This is a genomic window from Donghicola mangrovi (assembly GCF_013377535.1).
Classification (GTDB): Bacteria; Pseudomonadota; Alphaproteobacteria; order Rhodobacterales; family Rhodobacteraceae; genus Donghicola; species Donghicola mangrovi.
Genome location: NZ_JABCJE010000002.1, coordinates 282,080 through 296,993 on the forward strand (window position 1 = coordinate 282,080; position 14,914 = coordinate 296,993).

Sequence of the window (14,914 nt, forward strand, 5' to 3'; positions counted from 1 at the left end):
GGGCCTGCTTTGGCGATCGGTCAATCTTTGCCCTTACGTTAACGTCTCTTGCGGGTCGCAACGTAACCTTACCTCTTCAGGCGGGTCTCGTGGCGGATGTTCCCGTAGTTCGCTGTAATAATTATTAGCGCACCTAACGCAACGTAAAGATCTATCTTTTCGGAATACATCAACGAACCAATTGCGGCAATCAACGGTAACCGAAGGAAATCAATCGGCATCACAATTGCTGCAGGCGCTAATGAAAGTGCTGTGGTCAGGCAAAAATGGGCCGTTACACCGCAAACGGCGATCAGCGTTACCAGCGGCAGATTTTCCATGGTGGGCAAAGAGATATCGAAATCGATGCCAGCGCAAACCAATCCAAAGACGAATTGCATGCCGGTCAGCCAGAACATGATCGACGTGATTCGCTCGTGACGTGTTAAAAGCCGTGTTGTGACCGCAGAGGCCGCGAATCCAATTGCAGCAAGGGCAGGGGTAATCTGAGCCCATCCCATCGCGCTGGTGCCCGGACGGGTGATGATCAGAATTCCGATAAAGCCCGCAATTCCCGCCAATACGCGGCTGCGGGTCAGTTTCTCGTTCAGGATAATTGCAGATAGCAACAATGCCCAAAGGGGCGCGCTGAATTCGATTGCGAAAACTTGGGCCAGCGGAACCACCGTAATTGCGAAAAACCACAGGTTTTGCGCGGTAAAATGGAACAGGTTGCGCACCAGATGCAGGGGCAGACGGTCGGTCCGGATGTCACCACGCTTGCCCGTCAGGGTCGCCACGGTCAGCACGATCAGGAACCCGATCGCACTGCGATAGAGCATGATTTCGAATGTATCGAGATTGGTGCTGACCTCTCGGCCGGCGATGGCCATGGCCGTGAAGGACAGGATGGCGCCGCTCATCCAGAGGCTGCCGCGTAGGACCGGTGACACTGATTGCTCCTATGGGTTGGGGCAGATGTCAGGCATCTTTGCGCGGCAGGCCGGAAAGTAAAGTGGTATGATAAGCTTAGTGCAGGAAGTCCCCGCCAAGGTGCGGGGTCACCCCGAACATGTCTGCCACGCTCCAGGTCACGGCGCGGCCAAGGTTGAACCACAGGGCCAAAGCCTCGCGGACAATCAGGCGGACGCTCATTTCCGCGCCGTCGGGGCGGAAGCTGGTGGACTTGCACGCACCGGCCACATGGACACCGGCCCATTCGAAGCTGATCCACGCGCGCCACAGGTGATAGCCGTCGCTGACCAGCAGAACCTGATCCGTGTCGTCGAGCAACTCACTGGAATTGCGCGCATTTTCGAGGGTGGAGCGCGAACCGTTCTCGATCAGGATCTTGTCGGCGGGAATGCCAGCCGCAACAGCGCGGTCGGCCATTTGGATCGCGGCGGCGGTGTGAATACGCTTTTCGGTGACGCCGCCGGTCATCAGCAGCTTTGGCGCGACCCCGTGACGGAAAAGGTCGATCCCTGCATCCGTCCGCTCGGCGGTGTCGGGGCCGATGACCCCGTGATCCACCAAGCTGCCGCTCAGTACCACGATGGCGTCAAAGCGTTCGTCCGAACTCAGGATGTCGTCGCAATCGGTGCTCAGCAAAGCCGATCCCAGCGCCCATCCCAATCCGAAAAGGGCGCAATAGGTTAACAGGCTGAAAAGTCGTCTAAACCAGATCATCAAACAAAAGCGGTCAATTCAAAGTTGTGCCACGCTAGTCCGAGAATGGATCAGGAATATGACCGAACTCTTGCGAACCAAGGCATAAAAAAGCCGCCCCTCGGGTAAAGGGGCGGCGATTGGTAGGGATTATTCCCACTCGATGGTGCCCGGAGGCTTCGAGGTGATGTCGTAGGTGCAGCGGTTGATGCCCTTGACCTCGTTGATGATCCGGGTGGCGGTTTCGCCAAGGAACTCGTGGGTGAAGGGGTAGTAATCCGCAGTCATACCATCGACCGAAGTCACTGCGCGCAGGGCGCAGGCATAGTCATAGGTACGGCCGTCGCCCATCACACCAACGGTGCGGACGGGCAGGATTGCCACAAACGCTTGCCAGATTTCATCGTACAGACCGTGCTTGCGGATCTGGTCGATGTAGACGGCGTCGGCCTTGCGCAGGATCTCCAGCTTTTCGCGGGTGATCTCGCCGGGGCAGCGGATCGCCAGACCCGGCCCGGGGAAGGGGTGACGACCGATAAAGCTGGCGGGCAGACCCAGTTCGCGGCCAAGGGCGCGGACTTCGTCTTTGAACAGCTCGCGCAGGGGCTCGACCAGTTTCAGACCCATCTTTTCCGGCAGGCCGCCCACGTTGTGGTGCGACTTGATGGTGACCGAGGGACCACCCGAGAACGAGACCGATTCGATCACGTCGGGGTAAAGGGTGCCCTGAGCCAGGAACTCGGCGCCTTCGATGGTGTCGGCGTGCTTCTGGAACACGTCGATGAACAGCTTGCCGATGGTCTTGCGCTTGACCTCGGGGTCGGAAACACCCTCGAGCGCACCGATGAACAGGTCGGCCTCGGCGGCGTGGATCAGCTTGATGTTGTAGTTGTCGCGGAACATCGCGACGACTTCCTCGGCCTCGTTCATACGCAGAAGGCCGTGGTCCACGAACACACAGGTCAGCTGGTCGCCGATGGCTTCGTGCAGCAGGATCGCGGTGACAGAGCTATCAACGCCGCCCGACAGACCGCAGATCACCTGCTTGTCGCCGACCTGAGCGCGGATTTTCTGGATCATTTCTTCGCGGTATGCGCCCATGGTCCAGTCGCCGGTGAAACCGGCCAGCTCGATGAAGTTCTTGTACAGCGCGGCGCCGTTCGGGGTGTGGTGCACCTCGGGGTGGAACTGCACGGCATAGAAGCGACGCGACAGGTCCGCGGTGATCGCAAAAGGCGCACCGGGCGAGGTGCCGTAGACCTCGAAGCCGGGGGCGATTTCGGCGACGTGGTCACCGTGCGACATCCACACCTGCTCGCGGCCTTCGTTGAACCAACCGTTCAGGAAGTCGCTCTTGACGGCGGTGGGTTCCACATAGGCACGACCGAACTCTGCGGTGTGGCTTTCGCCAGCCTCGATGCGGCCACCCAGATCGTGGGTCATGACCTGCTGGCCATAGCAAATACCCAGGATCGGCACGCCAAGGTCGTAAACCGATTTCGGAGGACGCGGCGAGCCTTCGCGGGTTACCGAGTCAGGACCGCCGGAGAAGATGACGGCCTTGGGGGCGAATTCCGCCAGAAACGCGTCAGTGACGTTCTGGTAGGGGTGGATTTCGCAATAAACGTTCAGCTCGCGCAGGCGTCGCGCGATCAGCTGCGTGACCTGAGAGCCGAAGTCGATGATGAGGAGGCGTTCATGCTGTGTCATGGCCACCCCATAGGGCCGGATCACGTTTTAAGCAAGAGGACCCGCACAGGATTTCTGCCCGATCAGGGCGCAGGATTTGTGTCAAATGTCGCTTTCGCGACGGAGAGGACGCAAATCCCAAATCCCTAACGCTGCGCACGGCGCTATACACTGGAACTAACCAGCGCGCCTGCGCATGAATTGGAGGTTGAACGAATGACCGATACTGATACCCGCAGACGAGCACGCGGGGGTGGCGGCGCCGCCCGACGGGCAGAACGTACCGCAGTCCGTATCGAATGCGCCAAGTACATCGAACGCAATATCCCCGTGTTCGAAGTGCTGAACGAAGAGGCGCTGGAAATCATTGAAACCAACGCTGAAACCCTGCTGTGGGAAGTCGGCGTAAACTTCCCCTCGAACCCCAAAGCGCTGGACCGCTGGCGCGAAGCGGGTGCCGAGGTTGACGGCGAGCGCGTGCGCATCCCCCGTGGTCTGGCCCGCGAGCTGTGCAAGACCGCGCCCTCGAGCTATACCCAGCACGCCCGCAACCCCGAGCGTAACGTCGAAATCGGCGGCAAAGGTCTGGTTCTGGCGCCCGTTTACGGCCCGCCGTTTGTGCGCGACGCCGAAGGTGGCCGCCGTTACGCGACCATGGAAGATTTCCGCAATTTCGTGAAACTGGGCTATATGTCCAAGTGGCTGCACCACTCGGGCGGCACTGTTTGCGAACCCACTGACGTGCCGGTGAACAAGCGTCACCTCGATATGCTGCACGCCCACATGACTCTGTCCGACAAGCCCTTCATGGGATCGGTCACCGAACCCAGCCGGGCGCAGGATTCGGTCGAGATGTGCGAAATCCTGTTCGGCAAAGAGTTCGTCCAGAACAACGCGGTCATGACTTCGCTGATCAACATTAACTCGCCGATGACCTTCGACGACGTGATGATGGGTGCGCTGGAAGTGTACGCCGAAGCCGGTCAGGGCTGCATCATTTCGCCGTTCATCGTCGGCGGTGCGATGGCGCCCGTGTCGGTTGCGGGCACTCTGACTCAGGTTCTGGCCGAGGTTCTGGCAGGCATCGCCTACAGCCAGCTGATCCGTAAAGGCGCTCCGGTGATCTTCGGGACCTTTGTGACCTCGATCGACATGAACTCGGGCGCGCCGACCTTTGGTACCCCCGAGGCCAGCATGATCCTGTACGGTGCTGGCCAGCTGGCCCGCCGTCTGAACCTGCCGTTCCGTTCGGGCGGTGGTCTGTGCGGCTCGAAGCTGCCCGACGCTCAGGCGGCCTATGAATCGGCCAACACCCTGAACGCGGCTCTGATGGGCGGTGTGAACTTCATGCTGCACGCCTGTGGTTGGCTCGAAGGTGGTCTGGTGTCGTCCTACGAGAAATTCGTGATGGACGCTGACCAGCTGGGCATCCTGCACCGTCTGGCCGAGGGCGTGAAATACGACGAGAACGCCCAAGCGATGGCCGCAATCCGCGAAGTCGGCCCCGGCGGCCACTATCTGGGCTGTGAACACACCCAGGCGAACTTCAAAGAGGCGTTCTGGCGCACCAACCTGCTGGACTACAAGCCTTTCGAAACCTGGTACGAGGAGGGCGCGCGCGATACGCAGGCCCTCGCGAGCCTCAAGGTCAAGAAGATGCTGGAAGATTACCAGCAGCCCGCTCTGGACCCCGCGCTGGCCGAAGCACTGGCCGCATACGTTGCCAACAAAAAGGCATCGATGCCCGACGCATTCACCTGATCCTGATCGGCGCTCGGGGCCTGCCACATGGCGGCCTCGGCCCGGATGGCGATCAACAACTCTACATGACGGGCGGCGCGATACACTGCGTCGCCCGTTTTGCGTTGCGCCTCCAGCTCTTGTTCGCGTTCCAGCAACAATCCCAGCGCGATCTCGTGGCTGGCAGGGGCGGAACGGCCCAGAATACGGGGCAGGTGGCGGGTGCGCTCGTACATCGGTTCGCCAGCGCGGGCGGCCTGCGACAGCAGGCGGGGGCGGACAAGTTTCGACAATTCCAAAGCTAGATCAGTCATTTCGCAGTCTCCGTTTGCGTCATGCACAGACCATCACACCACCCCTGCCGAGGTGTTGCGCCACCGTTCGCACCCAGCGCACGGTGGGTTCAGTATTGTTTTTCTAACGGAAACAAAAATGGATTTTGCCAAGGATTTTTAACGCATCGGTAACAGCTGTTCCCGTAGGTTAACCATGATCCCGCAACCAGTTAGCCCCGCGCTACCGACAGGACAAACAGGAGAGATCATGCCCCCGTCGACCCCGTCCGGCTCTCTGGCCAACGCATTGCCCCAGTGGGTGCCCGAAGGCGCGCAGCGCTATCTGGCGCACACCGAGCAGGGGCTCTCGATCCGCGAACTGGCGCGGCACGCGGGGTGTCATGCCTCGACCGTGCTGCGGCAGGTCCAAAAGGTTGAGACGCGGCGCGAGGACCCGCTGGTTGACGAGGCGCTTTTGCAGCTGGGCCGGGCCCTGTCCAAGGCGACAGAGACAACTCAACAGGATGACACTGCCATGTCCTTCAATGCCCTTCAGCCCGCCGTTCAGCCCGACCCCGAAACCCTGCGCCGCGAGAGCAAGCGCGTGCTGCGATTCCTGTGCGAATCCGGTGCGGTTCTGGCTGTGGCCGAAGGCATGGAAAAGGCCGTCGTCGTGCGCAGTTCTGCCGGAGAGGCGGTAAACACCGCCGTGACGGACCGCGCGGTCGCCCGTGCGCTGGCCCTGAAGGACTGGCTGGAATGCGTCGATCCGGGGCGCGTGTCAAAGTACCGGATCACGCCCGCAGGCCGCGCGGCCTTCAAACGCATGCTGGCCGAGGACGAGAACCGCGCCAGCGGCTTTGCCGAGGCGCAGACCCCCTTTATGGCGCAGCACGGGGCCTATGACCGCGATGTGCTGGACCCCGATACTGGCGATATGCGGAAGCTGCGGTTCACCAGTCAGGAAACCCCCTTGGCCGTTCTGGCCCGCCGCCGCGACAAGGACGGTCAGCCTTTCCTTGAGGATGATCTGGTCCGCGCCGGTGAACGCCTGCGCGAAGATTTCGAACTGGCCAATATGGGCCCCCGCGTGGCCCAGAATTGGGACCGTTTCCTGACCGGCTCGGATCGGGGCGTCTATCAGGGCGACGATATGGTTGGCTACAGCCCCGCCGCCGCCCGCACCCGCGTGACCGAGGCGCTGCGCGATCTGGGGCCTGGCCTTGGGGATGTGGTGCTGCGCTGCTGCTGCTACCTCGAAGGGTTGGAAAACGCCGAGAAAAAGCTGGGTTGGTCCGCCCGTTCGGGCAAGATTGTCCTGCGCATCGCGCTACAGCGCCTGAAAATGTACTACCAGCGCATCGAAGGGTATGGCGGCCCGATGATCGGCTGATCAGGCCCCAACGGCCCAACCAACCCCATAGGCGACCGCCGCACAGACGGCTCCGACCAGAACGGTCTCGCCTATGGCGCGCAGGGCGGTGTCCTCGGTCACCCGCCAGCGCAGCGTTCCCAGCCCCGCCAACGCGCCCACCGTGGCCGCCACGGACCACATCAGAGTCGTGCCATCCGCCTCGGCGATGAAATAGGGCATCAGGGGCAGGGACCCGAACAGCACAAACGACACAAAGGTCACCAGCCCGCTTTGCCATGGGCTTTCCATGTCGGGGTCGGTCATCCCGTGCTCAAAGGTCATGGACAGATCGGCCAGCACTTCGGGGTGTTCGGACAGGATGATCCCGATGTCCTGCGCCCGCGTCATCGGCACCCCGCGCTGGACCAGAAACTGGCTCAGCGCCGTGCCCGCGCGAGGTCCGTCGTGGATCACATGGCCCAGAACCTTGGCCCGCCGCGCGCGGTACATCGCGTGGCGCGACCGTAGGGACAGGAACTCTCCCAGCCCCATGCTGACCGCATCGGCGAACAGGTTCGCCAGCCCGAACACCAGCACCGCAATCGCGCCGATCCCCGCAGCCCCATCCGCCCGCGCGCCCGCAAACCCCGCCACGATGGCAAAGGTGGTGACGATCCCGTCATTTCCGCCGAACACGATCTGCTTCAGGAAATCCTGCGTGCGGGTCATGCCCTTGGTTTCGGGAGAGTCCGGATCGGTCAGCATCGCATGGCCTTTATTTCTATGGCGCCTTCAGCCTAGCGGGCCGGTCCCCACCCACAAGCGCCCCGCATCTCCCCACGCCCACGTGATGCAAAAAAGCCGCGCCGTCTGGCGGAACCCCGCCCAAAGCGATAATCTGAGCCTATGAAAATCACGCTGCGCCAATTGGAATACTTCATCGCTCTCGCCGAAATGCGCCACTTCGGCCAGGCCGCCGAGAAGGTGCATATCAGCCAGCCCGCGCTCTCTGTCCAGATCCGCGAGCTCGAAGGCCACCTTGGCGGCCCCTTGGTGGAACGCCACGCCCGCGATGTGACCCTGACACCCTTTGGCCGTTTGGCGCTGGTGCAGGCCCGCAGCATCGTCTCCCAAGTCCGCCAGTTGGAACAATCCGCCCGCTGGCGCGAAGGGCTGGCTGGCAAGCTGGTGATCGGCATGATCCCCACAATCGCACCCTATCTGCTGCCCACCGCCTTGGCCGAACTGCGCGCCCGCGACCTGAGCCTTGATGTGCAGGTCCAAGAGGCCAAAACCGCCCGCCTTCTGGCAGCCCTCCAGCAGGGGGAACTGGACGCCGCCGTCATCGCGCTGCCCTCGGAAACCGCCGGAATGATCGAACGCCCCCTGTTCGAGGATCGTTTCCTTTTGGCCGGATCCCGCGCCCGCATCGACGCCATCGGCAAAAACCTCGAGGAACTGCGCCCCGTCTCCCTCGATCCCGACCAATTGCTCTTGCTCGAAGATGGCCACTGCCTGACCGATCAGGCGCTCGAGGTCTGCGGCAGGTCCAACCACCAGATCAACATGGGCGCGTCCTCGCTGGCGACGCTGTCGCGCATGGTTGCAGCCGGATTTGGCCTTACCTTCCTGCCCGAACTCGCCGCCCTGACCGAAAGCCGCGCCGCCCCCGATATGGCGCTCGCCCGTTTCCACGGCACGGAACCGGCGCGGACCATCGGCCTCGTGCGCCGCGATGTGGCGGGGGATGACGGCTGGTTCACCGAGCTTGGCGATATCCTGACCCGCGTGGGCCAAGACCTGATCGCAGAAACCAGAAACGCCTTTTAGACTTTCTGCTTTGCCTAAATACTCAAACGCCCTGCGCTCCGGAACCGGAGCGCAGGGCGCCAACATCTCAATTAGGAAAACCGCTGATTATTCAGCAGCAACGGGCTTGGCCGCGTTTTCCAGATACTTCAGCAGGTTCTCGGGCGAGCTTTCGCCATAGGGGTCTTCACCGTGGTTGTCGCAACGGCCGGGCTCTTCGAACCATGCTTCGACGACGCCGTTATCGACGATCGCCGCATAGCGCCACGAACGCATGCCAAAGCCCAGGTTGTCCTTGGCGACCAGCATGCCGACTTTGCGGGTGAATTCGCCCGAGCCATCGGGGATGACTTTGACGTTTTTGATGTCCTGCATCTGCGCCCACTTGTTCATGACAAAGCTGTCATTGACCGACATGCAGTAGATTTCGTCGATGCCCAGTTCCTGGAACTTGGCAAAGTTGTCTTCGAAACCGGGCAGCTGGTAGGTCGAGCAGGTGGGGGTGAACGCGCCGGGCAGCGAGAACAGGATCACGCGCTTGCCTGCGAAGTAATCCGCAGTGGTCATGTCCTGCCAACGATAGGGGTTCGGGCCGCCGACGGCTTCGTCGCGAACGCGGGTGCGGAAGGTCACTTCGGGCAGGCTGATACCAGGCTTCATTTCGTCTCTCCGTAGAGTTTGGTGAAGGGGGTCTGAATTCTGCGGCGCAGTAATGCGCCTGCGGCAATTACTAGAATCGTTCCAAACTGTGTGCAATGGCTTGGGCCGCAATAATTCCTGAGCGTTTCAAATATCTTTGTGAGGCAGGTGGTTGTGCCTGTTTTCTTTGCTGAAAACGCCGGTAAATCCGCCGGTTGGGTCCAGCTATTCGCACGCGGCATAGGCGAAATGCGTCGCATGCAAACCGCGATTGCGGAACTGGAACTTTGCTTCGCTTAGGCCTAAAGTAGGCCAACGCAACAATACCCCCGTCTGGAGCCACCCCGTGCGAGACCTGAAGATCCCGAGCCAGCGTCACCCCGAAAAGGCGCATCGCCCCGACAACGCTCAGCCCAAAAAGCCCGAGTGGATCCGCGTCAAGGCGCCCACCAGCGAAGGGTATCGCGAAACCCACAAGATCATGCGCGAGCACAAGCTGGTCACCGTCTGCGAAGAGGCCGGTTGCCCCAACGTAGGTGAGTGCTGGTCTCAGGGTCACGCCACCATGATGATCATGGGAGAGATCTGTACCCGCGGTTGTTCCTTCTGCAATATCGCGACCGGTCGTCCCGACGCGCTCGATGTGTTCGAACCGGGCCGCGTGGCCGATGCGGTTCAGAAGCTGGGTCTGAAGCACGTGGTGATCACCTCGGTGGACCGCGACGACCTGGAGGACGGCGGGGCCGAGCACTTTGCCCAGACCATTCGCGCCGTGCGTCACCGCAGCCCCTCGACCACCATCGAAATTCTGACCCCCGACTTCCTGAAATGCGCCCCCGAGGTGCTGGAAGCCGTGGTCAAGGCCAAGCCCGACGTGTTCAACCACAACCTCGAGACTGTTCCCGGCCTCTATCCGACCGTGCGCCCCGGTGCGCGCTATTTCCACTCGCTGCGTCTGCTCCAGCGGGTCAAGGAAATCGACCCCAGCATTTTCACCAAATCGGGGATCATGGTCGGCCTTGGCGAAACCAATGAACAGGTCCGTCAAGTCATGGATGACATGCGCGCCGCCGACATCGACTTCCTGACCATCGGCCAGTACCTGCAGCCGACCCCCAAGCACCACAAAGTTGACCGCTTCGTCACCCCCGAGGAATTCGCGGGCTACGAAAAGGCCGCTTGGGCCAAGAACTTCCTCATGGTGTCGGCGACCCCGCTGACCCGCTCCAGCTATCACGCGGGGGATGACTTTGCCCGCCTGCGCGAGAACCGCCTGAAGAAACTGGCCGAAGCCTGATTTCATCGCAAAGACACTATGAACGGGGCCCATCGAGGCCCCGTTTTTCATGGGCTCAGGGCAGGGCCATCAGATAGGCGGCGATGGCCTCGCGGTCCTCTGGGGGCAGTTGGGCGGTATTCTCGATCACCAGCGCCATGTGGCCGCCCGCGCTGTCGTAGTCGGGCGTAAAGCCGGTCGCCAGATAGTAGGCGATGTCGGCTTTCTTCCACCCCAGCAGGGTGCGGGTGATACCGGGGATTTCGCCTTTGCCTGCGGGGTTCGGCGCCCCGTGCAGCCATTCGCTGCGGATCAGCCCGCCGAACTCGTCCCGTGGGGTGTGGCATTCCCCGCAATGGCCCAACGCCTCGACCAGATAGCGGCCGCGCTGAATTTGCGCGCCAGGGGCGGCGGTGACGGTGTACCCTTCTTTCAGGTAAAGCTGCTTCCACAGCCCGACCGCGCGGCGGATATTGTAGGGAAAGCGGATGTCGTGGGGCGGATTGTCCTGCGCCGACGGGGGCAAGGTCTGCATATAGGCAAAAAGGTCAATCACGTCCTGCGGGTCCATATGGATGTAGGACGTGTAGGGAAACGCGGGGAAATAGTGGGTCCCCTCGGGCGAGACCCCGCGCAGCACCGCATCCGCGAACTGATCAGGGGTCCAGCCGCCGATGCCATGCTCTGGGTCGGTCGAAATGTTCGGCACCACAAACATGCCAAAGGGCGAGGGGATTTTCATACCCCCGGACAAGGTTAATTTGTCGTCCGAGTCCCCAGAGGCGTGACAGGATGCACAGCCGCCTGCCAAAAAGACCTCTCGGCCATGTTCGGGATCACCGACCAGCGCGACGTCTTCGTTAAACTCCCAATGGGTGGGTCGAGATAGCCACCAAGCTGCAGCTCCGCCTATCATCCCGAAGATGATAAGGAATTTCAGGACCTCGCGCATGAAACCTCAGGTGTTGCGCCTGGGCTTGGGCTGGGCCGCTTTGGCCGGGGCACGGTCCATCCGTGCCACGCAAACGCCCGCCAGAGACGTTGCAATAACCAAGGCCGTCAGAAAAAGATACATGGTCGTTCTCCTTGTCTGGTCCGCAAAGCATATCACAGGAAAACGGCAAAGCCTGCCAGAGATTTACGCAATTCTCCTCAGGGGCGGTCACAACCTCGGCATTCCGCCGCGGCGGGTGTCGTTGACGGTCAACCACTCGGGCCAGCCCCAGAAATGCTCGATCGCGACCAGGATCAGGCACAGGGCGATGACCCCGAGCACCAGTTTCACGCGCTGCGGAGACGGCGGGTTGCGCACCCACCGCGACATGCGGACCAGCCAGATCAGGTTCATTCGGTAAACCGCACCTTGCCGATATAGCCAAGGTTCCGGTTTCTCTGGGCAAAGTCGATCCCGTAGCCGACTACGAATTCATCGGGGATTTCGAACCCGATATAGTCGGCGGTGAAGTCCACCTCGCGGCGCGAGGGTTTGTCCAGAAGCGCGATTGTTTTCAACCGCTTAGGGTGGCGGGATTTCAGCAGCTTGATCACATTCGACAGGGTGTGGCCGGTGTCTACGATATCCTCGACGACCAGCACATCGCGCCCCTCGATCTGGCCGCGCAGGTCCTTGAGGATGCGCACCTCCCGGGAAGATTCCATCGCATCGCCATAGGAGCTGACCTCCATAAAATCGACCTCGACGGGCAGGTCCAGTTCGCGGGCCAGATCAGCGATGAACACGAAACTGCCCCGGAGCAGGCCCACCACGACCAGCTGTTGGGTGTCGGAAAATTCATCGGTGATTTCCTTGGCCAGCGCCTCGATCCGCGCGGCAATCGCCTTGGCCGAGATCATTTCGTCGATGACATAAGGACGCGACACGGGATATCCCCCCTTGAAGTTTTGGGCGTATACTACGAAATGCTGGACCACTGTCACGAATAATCCTTGGTGCCATGCCGACCCATTCAGAAAACCGCTTCATGCCGTTTACCGCGCAGCAGATGTACGATCTGGTGGCGGATGTGAACGCCTATCCCAAGTTCCTGCCTTGGTGTGCCGCTGCCCGTGTGCGCAGCACCACCCCCCAAGGCGAGGCCATTGTGATGGAGGCCGATCTGGTGATCAGCTTCAAGGTGTTCCGCGAACGGTTCGGCAGCCGCGTGACCCTGTGGCCCGAGCAGCAAAAGATCGACACCGAATATTTGGACGGCCCCTTCAAATACATGAAGTCCAACTGGTCGTTCAAAGATGTGGATGGCGGCTGCGAAGTGGCGTTCTTTGTGGATTTCGAATTCAAGAACGCCGTGCTGCAAAAGATCATCGGCCTTGTGTTCAACGAGGCGATGCAGCGGATTGTCCGCGCGTTTCTAGACCGCGCGAACGCGCTTTACGGGGCGGACAAGAGCAGCGCCAAGGCGTGATCCCGCGCGGCGGCGCGCACCATGTCGCGCCCCAACGCTCCGAACTCCATGGTTTCGGTGTGGATGTAGCCCGCGTCGGTGGCGATCCCGAAACACACGCGCCCTTCGGGTTTGAACTCTGACCCGCCGGGGCCTGCGATGCCGGTGATGCTGACCGCTACTTGGGCCGCCGAGTGCGCCAAAGCGCCCAAGGCCATTTCCCGCGCGACCTCTTCGGACACAGCGCCAACAGCCTCTAGCGTTTCCGCCTTGACCCCCAGCATCTGCTGTTTCGCCAGATTGGTGTAGGTGACAAAGCCCCGTTCCAGCACCGCGCTAGAGCCGGGGATGTCGGTCAGGGCGGCGCTGACCATGCCGCCCGTGCAGCTTTCGGCGGTGGCGATCATGCGCCCCTCCGCCTTGTAGCGATTCAGAATTTCAACGGCCAAGCTCATACGCCAAGCAATCCATGGCTGATCCCTGCGCCGATCATAACACAGATCGCCGCGATCAGGCCTGCGAAAACATCGTCCAGCATCACGCCAAGCGCGTCGCCGCGGCGATCTGCCCAACCAACGGGCCCCGGCTTCCAGATGTCAAACAAGCGGAAGCCGACAAAGGCCACAACCCAGCCCGGCCACAGGGCCAGCATGTCCGCGCCCGCATGGGTCGCGCCCAATGACACTGGCAGCAGGGCGATCCACTGGCCCGCCACTTCGTCAATGACGATCTCGCTGGGGTCGTGGTTGTCGCTGCCTTTGGTTGCCGCAGCCGTCGCCCACCAGCCGATGATGAACACCGCTACAGTGGCAATGGCGAACCCGTAGAAGCCCACGGTTTCATGCAGCGCATAGCCAACGGGCAGGGCGGCCAGTGACCCCCAAGTGCCCGGTGCCTTGGGCAAGTTTCCGACGCCAAAGAAGGTTGCGATAAACTTGCTCATAGCTTCACCAAGGTTGCGGTAGCGATCGAGGCGATGCCCTCTTCGCGGCCCGTGAATCCCAGACGTTCGCTGGTGGTTGCCTTGACCGAGATACGGTCCTTGGCGATGCCCATGATGGCCGACAAGGCCTCCATCATCGCGTCCGCGTGGGGGCCAACCTTGGGGCGCTCGCAGATCAGGGTGCAATCGACGTTGCTGATGGTGAACCCTTTGGAGGTCGCCAGATCCACCGCGTGCTTCAGGAAAATCTCGGATGCGGCGCCCTTCCACTGCATGTCTGACGGGGGGAAGTGGCGGCCGATGTCGCCCTCGGCCAGCGCGCCGTAGATCGCGTCGGTGATGGCGTGCATGCCAACGTCCGCGTCCGAATGACCCTTGAGCGCCTTGGTGTGCGGCACCTTCACGCCGCAGAGGATGACGTGATCGCCCTCTTCAAACGCGTGCACGTCGTAGCCATTGCCTAGTCTGATATCCATACCTGTCTCCAACAGTCGCGCCGCGCGGGCAAAGTCCTGCGGGTGCGTAATCTTGAAATTATCCTCGGACCCTGCGGTGATTGCGACGGTCATGCCTGCGGCGCGGGCGACCTCCACGTCATCGGCGGCGTCCTGTCCGTGGGTTTGATGGGCGCTGAGGATCGCATCATAGTGAAATCCTTGGGGCGTCTGAGCGCGATATAGCCCGTCCCGCGGCTGCGTCCCGTTCACAATCCCGTCCGCCCCGATCCAGAGCGCATCAACGACGGGCAGGGCGGGCGCGGCCCCTTGGTGGGTGTCCAGCGCCGCGATCACGTCGTCGATCACCCGATCGGTCAGGCCGGGACGCGCGATGTCGTGGATCAGGACCTTGGTCACGCCCTTGCCCGCCAAAGCCTCGAGCCCGTTCACCACCGAATCTCGACGGCTGGCGCCGCCAGTGACGCAGGTCCACCCGAGCCCCTGAGCGAACGCCAGATCATCGGGGTGCACTACGACCACCACATGGGCCACATCAGGGTGCTGGGTCAGGGTCGCGACGCTGTATTCGCCCACCAATCGCGCCCCAAGGGAGCGCCATTGTTTGGGGATATCGCCCCCTGCGCGGGTGCCGCGTCCGGCGGCCACTATGACGGCTGCTGTGGTCATGTATCCTCGGTCCATC

The 14,914-nt window shown here is 61.7% G+C and carries 17 protein-coding genes; 5 read left to right on the forward strand and 12 right to left on the reverse strand.

From position 1 onward, the window contains the following. Positions 1 to 68: 68 nt before the first annotated feature. The 3 genes from HJ536_RS05890 to guaA all read right to left on the reverse strand — a co-directional run bounded on the left by HJ536_RS05890 (position 69) and on the right by guaA (position 3,357). Positions 69 to 932: an EamA family transporter gene (locus HJ536_RS05890; protein WP_177157016.1), complete on the reverse strand. Its 864-nt coding sequence runs from the start codon at positions 930 to 932 to the stop codon at positions 69 to 71. A gap of 76 nt (positions 933 to 1,008) precedes the next feature. Next, positions 1,009 to 1,590, reverse strand: coding sequence for a YdcF family protein (locus HJ536_RS05895; RefSeq protein WP_177157017.1), 582 nt, complete (start codon positions 1,588 to 1,590; stop codon positions 1,009 to 1,011). A gap of 207 nt (positions 1,591 to 1,797) precedes the next feature. After that, complete coding sequence (gene guaA, locus HJ536_RS05900) at positions 1,798 to 3,357, reverse strand: glutamine-hydrolyzing GMP synthase (protein WP_177157018.1); 1,560 nt, start codon at positions 3,355 to 3,357, stop codon at positions 1,798 to 1,800. 195 nt (positions 3,358 to 3,552) lie between these two features. Between guaA and HJ536_RS05905 the strand changes: the two genes are divergently transcribed. Continuing rightward, on the forward strand, positions 3,553 to 5,097 hold the full coding sequence (locus tag HJ536_RS05905) for a trimethylamine methyltransferase family protein (protein WP_177157019.1): 1,545 nt from the start codon (positions 3,553 to 3,555) through the stop codon (positions 5,095 to 5,097). Here HJ536_RS05905 and HJ536_RS05910 read toward each other — a convergent pair. Continuing rightward, positions 5,004 to 5,390: a DUF6477 family protein gene (locus HJ536_RS05910; RefSeq protein WP_177157020.1), complete on the reverse strand. Its 387-nt coding sequence runs from the start codon at positions 5,388 to 5,390 to the stop codon at positions 5,004 to 5,006. The genes HJ536_RS05905 and HJ536_RS05910 overlap by 94 nt on opposite strands. A 229-nt stretch (positions 5,391 to 5,619) precedes the next feature. On the opposite strand from HJ536_RS05910, the gene HJ536_RS05915 reads away from it, so the two are divergent. After that, positions 5,620 to 6,744 carry a DUF6456 domain-containing protein gene (locus tag HJ536_RS05915; protein ID WP_177157021.1) on the forward strand — a complete coding sequence of 375 codons (1,125 nt, stop codon included), beginning with the start codon at positions 5,620 to 5,622 and terminating at the stop codon, positions 6,742 to 6,744. Here HJ536_RS05915 and HJ536_RS05920 read toward each other — a convergent pair whose 3' ends face one another. Further along, a complete protein-coding gene (locus HJ536_RS05920) occupies positions 6,745 to 7,470 on the reverse strand; it encodes a VIT1/CCC1 transporter family protein (RefSeq protein WP_228028436.1) in 726 nt (241 codons plus the stop codon). Positions 7,471 to 7,611: 141 nt separating this feature from the next. On the opposite strand from HJ536_RS05920, the gene HJ536_RS05925 reads away from it, so the two are divergent. Further along, positions 7,612 to 8,535 carry a LysR substrate-binding domain-containing protein gene (locus HJ536_RS05925; RefSeq protein WP_177157022.1) on the forward strand — a complete coding sequence of 308 codons (924 nt, stop codon included), beginning with the start codon at positions 7,612 to 7,614 and terminating at the stop codon, positions 8,533 to 8,535. Positions 8,536 to 8,622: 87 nt separating this feature from the next. On the opposite strand, the gene HJ536_RS05930 is transcribed toward HJ536_RS05925, so the two are convergent. Further along, positions 8,623 to 9,174, reverse strand: coding sequence for a peroxiredoxin (locus tag HJ536_RS05930; RefSeq protein ID WP_177157023.1), 552 nt, complete (start codon positions 9,172 to 9,174; stop codon positions 8,623 to 8,625). Between the two features lie 325 nt (positions 9,175 to 9,499). Here HJ536_RS05930 and lipA point away from each other — a divergent pair, with 325 nt between their 5' ends. Next, a complete protein-coding gene (gene lipA, locus HJ536_RS05935) occupies positions 9,500 to 10,450 on the forward strand; it encodes a lipoyl synthase (RefSeq protein WP_176854245.1) in 951 nt (316 codons plus the stop codon). Positions 10,451 to 10,505: 55 nt separating this feature from the next. Here the strand turns inward: lipA and HJ536_RS05940 are convergent, their stop codons facing one another. The 3 genes from HJ536_RS05940 to hpt form a co-directional block, all read right to left on the reverse strand. Continuing rightward, the gene (locus tag HJ536_RS05940) at positions 10,506 to 11,381 is read right to left on the reverse strand and encodes a c-type cytochrome (protein ID WP_177157024.1); all 876 of its coding nucleotides are present in this window, start codon (positions 11,379 to 11,381) and stop codon (positions 10,506 to 10,508) included. Positions 11,382 to 11,591: 210 nt separating this feature from the next. Further along, positions 11,592 to 11,777, reverse strand: a complete 186-nt coding sequence (locus tag HJ536_RS05945; protein ID WP_176854247.1) for a hypothetical protein — start codon at positions 11,775 to 11,777, stop codon at positions 11,592 to 11,594. Further along, positions 11,774 to 12,283: a hypoxanthine phosphoribosyltransferase gene (gene hpt, locus HJ536_RS05950; RefSeq protein WP_176854389.1), complete on the reverse strand. Its 510-nt coding sequence runs from the start codon at positions 12,281 to 12,283 to the stop codon at positions 11,774 to 11,776. The genes HJ536_RS05945 and hpt overlap by 4 nt, the downstream gene beginning before the upstream one ends. A 101-nt stretch (positions 12,284 to 12,384) precedes the next feature. Here hpt and HJ536_RS05955 point away from each other — a divergent pair, with 101 nt between their 5' ends. Then, complete coding sequence (locus HJ536_RS05955) at positions 12,385 to 12,852, forward strand: type II toxin-antitoxin system RatA family toxin (protein ID WP_177157025.1); 468 nt, start codon at positions 12,385 to 12,387, stop codon at positions 12,850 to 12,852. On the opposite strand, the gene HJ536_RS05960 is transcribed toward HJ536_RS05955, so the two are convergent. The 3 genes from HJ536_RS05960 to HJ536_RS05970 are packed head-to-tail and all read right to left on the reverse strand — an operon-like array spanning position 12,819 to position 14,898. Continuing rightward, on the reverse strand, positions 12,819 to 13,286 hold the full coding sequence (locus HJ536_RS05960; RefSeq protein ID WP_177157026.1) for a CinA family protein: 468 nt from the start codon (positions 13,284 to 13,286) through the stop codon (positions 12,819 to 12,821). The two genes, HJ536_RS05955 and HJ536_RS05960, sit on opposite strands and share 34 nt — an antisense overlap. Then, a complete protein-coding gene (locus HJ536_RS05965) occupies positions 13,283 to 13,774 on the reverse strand; it encodes a phosphatidylglycerophosphatase A family protein (protein WP_177157027.1) in 492 nt (163 codons plus the stop codon). The genes HJ536_RS05960 and HJ536_RS05965 overlap by 4 nt, the downstream gene beginning before the upstream one ends. Continuing rightward, positions 13,771 to 14,898: a bifunctional 2-C-methyl-D-erythritol 4-phosphate cytidylyltransferase/2-C-methyl-D-erythritol 2,4-cyclodiphosphate synthase gene (locus tag HJ536_RS05970; protein WP_177157028.1), complete on the reverse strand. Its 1,128-nt coding sequence runs from the start codon at positions 14,896 to 14,898 to the stop codon at positions 13,771 to 13,773. The genes HJ536_RS05965 and HJ536_RS05970 overlap by 4 nt, the downstream gene beginning before the upstream one ends. Positions 14,899 to 14,914 lie beyond the last annotated feature (16 nt).

Bases quoted from the DNA above. Each gene is read 5' to 3' on its own strand.
- guaA (WP_177157018.1), bottom strand. From the start codon at position 3,357: ATGACACAGCATGAACGCCTCCTCATCATCGACTTCGGCTCTCAGGTC.
- HJ536_RS05905 (WP_177157019.1), top strand. From the start codon at position 3,553: ATGACCGATACTGATACCCGCAGACGAGCACGCGGGGGTGGCGGCGCC.
- HJ536_RS05910 (WP_177157020.1), bottom strand. From the start codon at position 5,390: ATGACTGATCTAGCTTTGGAATTGTCGAAACTTGTCCGCCCCCGCCTG.
- HJ536_RS05915 (WP_177157021.1), top strand. From the start codon at position 5,620: ATGCCCCCGTCGACCCCGTCCGGCTCTCTGGCCAACGCATTGCCCCAG.
- HJ536_RS05920 (WP_228028436.1), bottom strand. From the start codon at position 7,470: ATGCTGACCGATCCGGACTCTCCCGAAACCAAGGGCATGACCCGCACG.
- HJ536_RS05925 (WP_177157022.1), top strand. From the start codon at position 7,612: ATGAAAATCACGCTGCGCCAATTGGAATACTTCATCGCTCTCGCCGAA.
- HJ536_RS05930 (WP_177157023.1), bottom strand. From the start codon at position 9,174: ATGAAGCCTGGTATCAGCCTGCCCGAAGTGACCTTCCGCACCCGCGTT.
- HJ536_RS05940 (WP_177157024.1), bottom strand. From the start codon at position 11,381: ATGCGCGAGGTCCTGAAATTCCTTATCATCTTCGGGATGATAGGCGGA.
- HJ536_RS05945 (WP_176854247.1), bottom strand. From the start codon at position 11,777: ATGAACCTGATCTGGCTGGTCCGCATGTCGCGGTGGGTGCGCAACCCG.
- hpt (WP_176854389.1), bottom strand. From the start codon at position 12,283: ATGATCTCGGCCAAGGCGATTGCCGCGCGGATCGAGGCGCTGGCCAAG.
- HJ536_RS05955 (WP_177157025.1), top strand. From the start codon at position 12,385: ATGCCGACCCATTCAGAAAACCGCTTCATGCCGTTTACCGCGCAGCAG.
- HJ536_RS05960 (WP_177157026.1), bottom strand. From the start codon at position 13,286: ATGAGCTTGGCCGTTGAAATTCTGAATCGCTACAAGGCGGAGGGGCGC.
- HJ536_RS05965 (WP_177157027.1), bottom strand. From the start codon at position 13,774: ATGAGCAAGTTTATCGCAACCTTCTTTGGCGTCGGAAACTTGCCCAAG.
- HJ536_RS05970 (WP_177157028.1), bottom strand. From the start codon at position 14,898: ATGACCACAGCAGCCGTCATAGTGGCCGCCGGACGCGGCACCCGCGCA.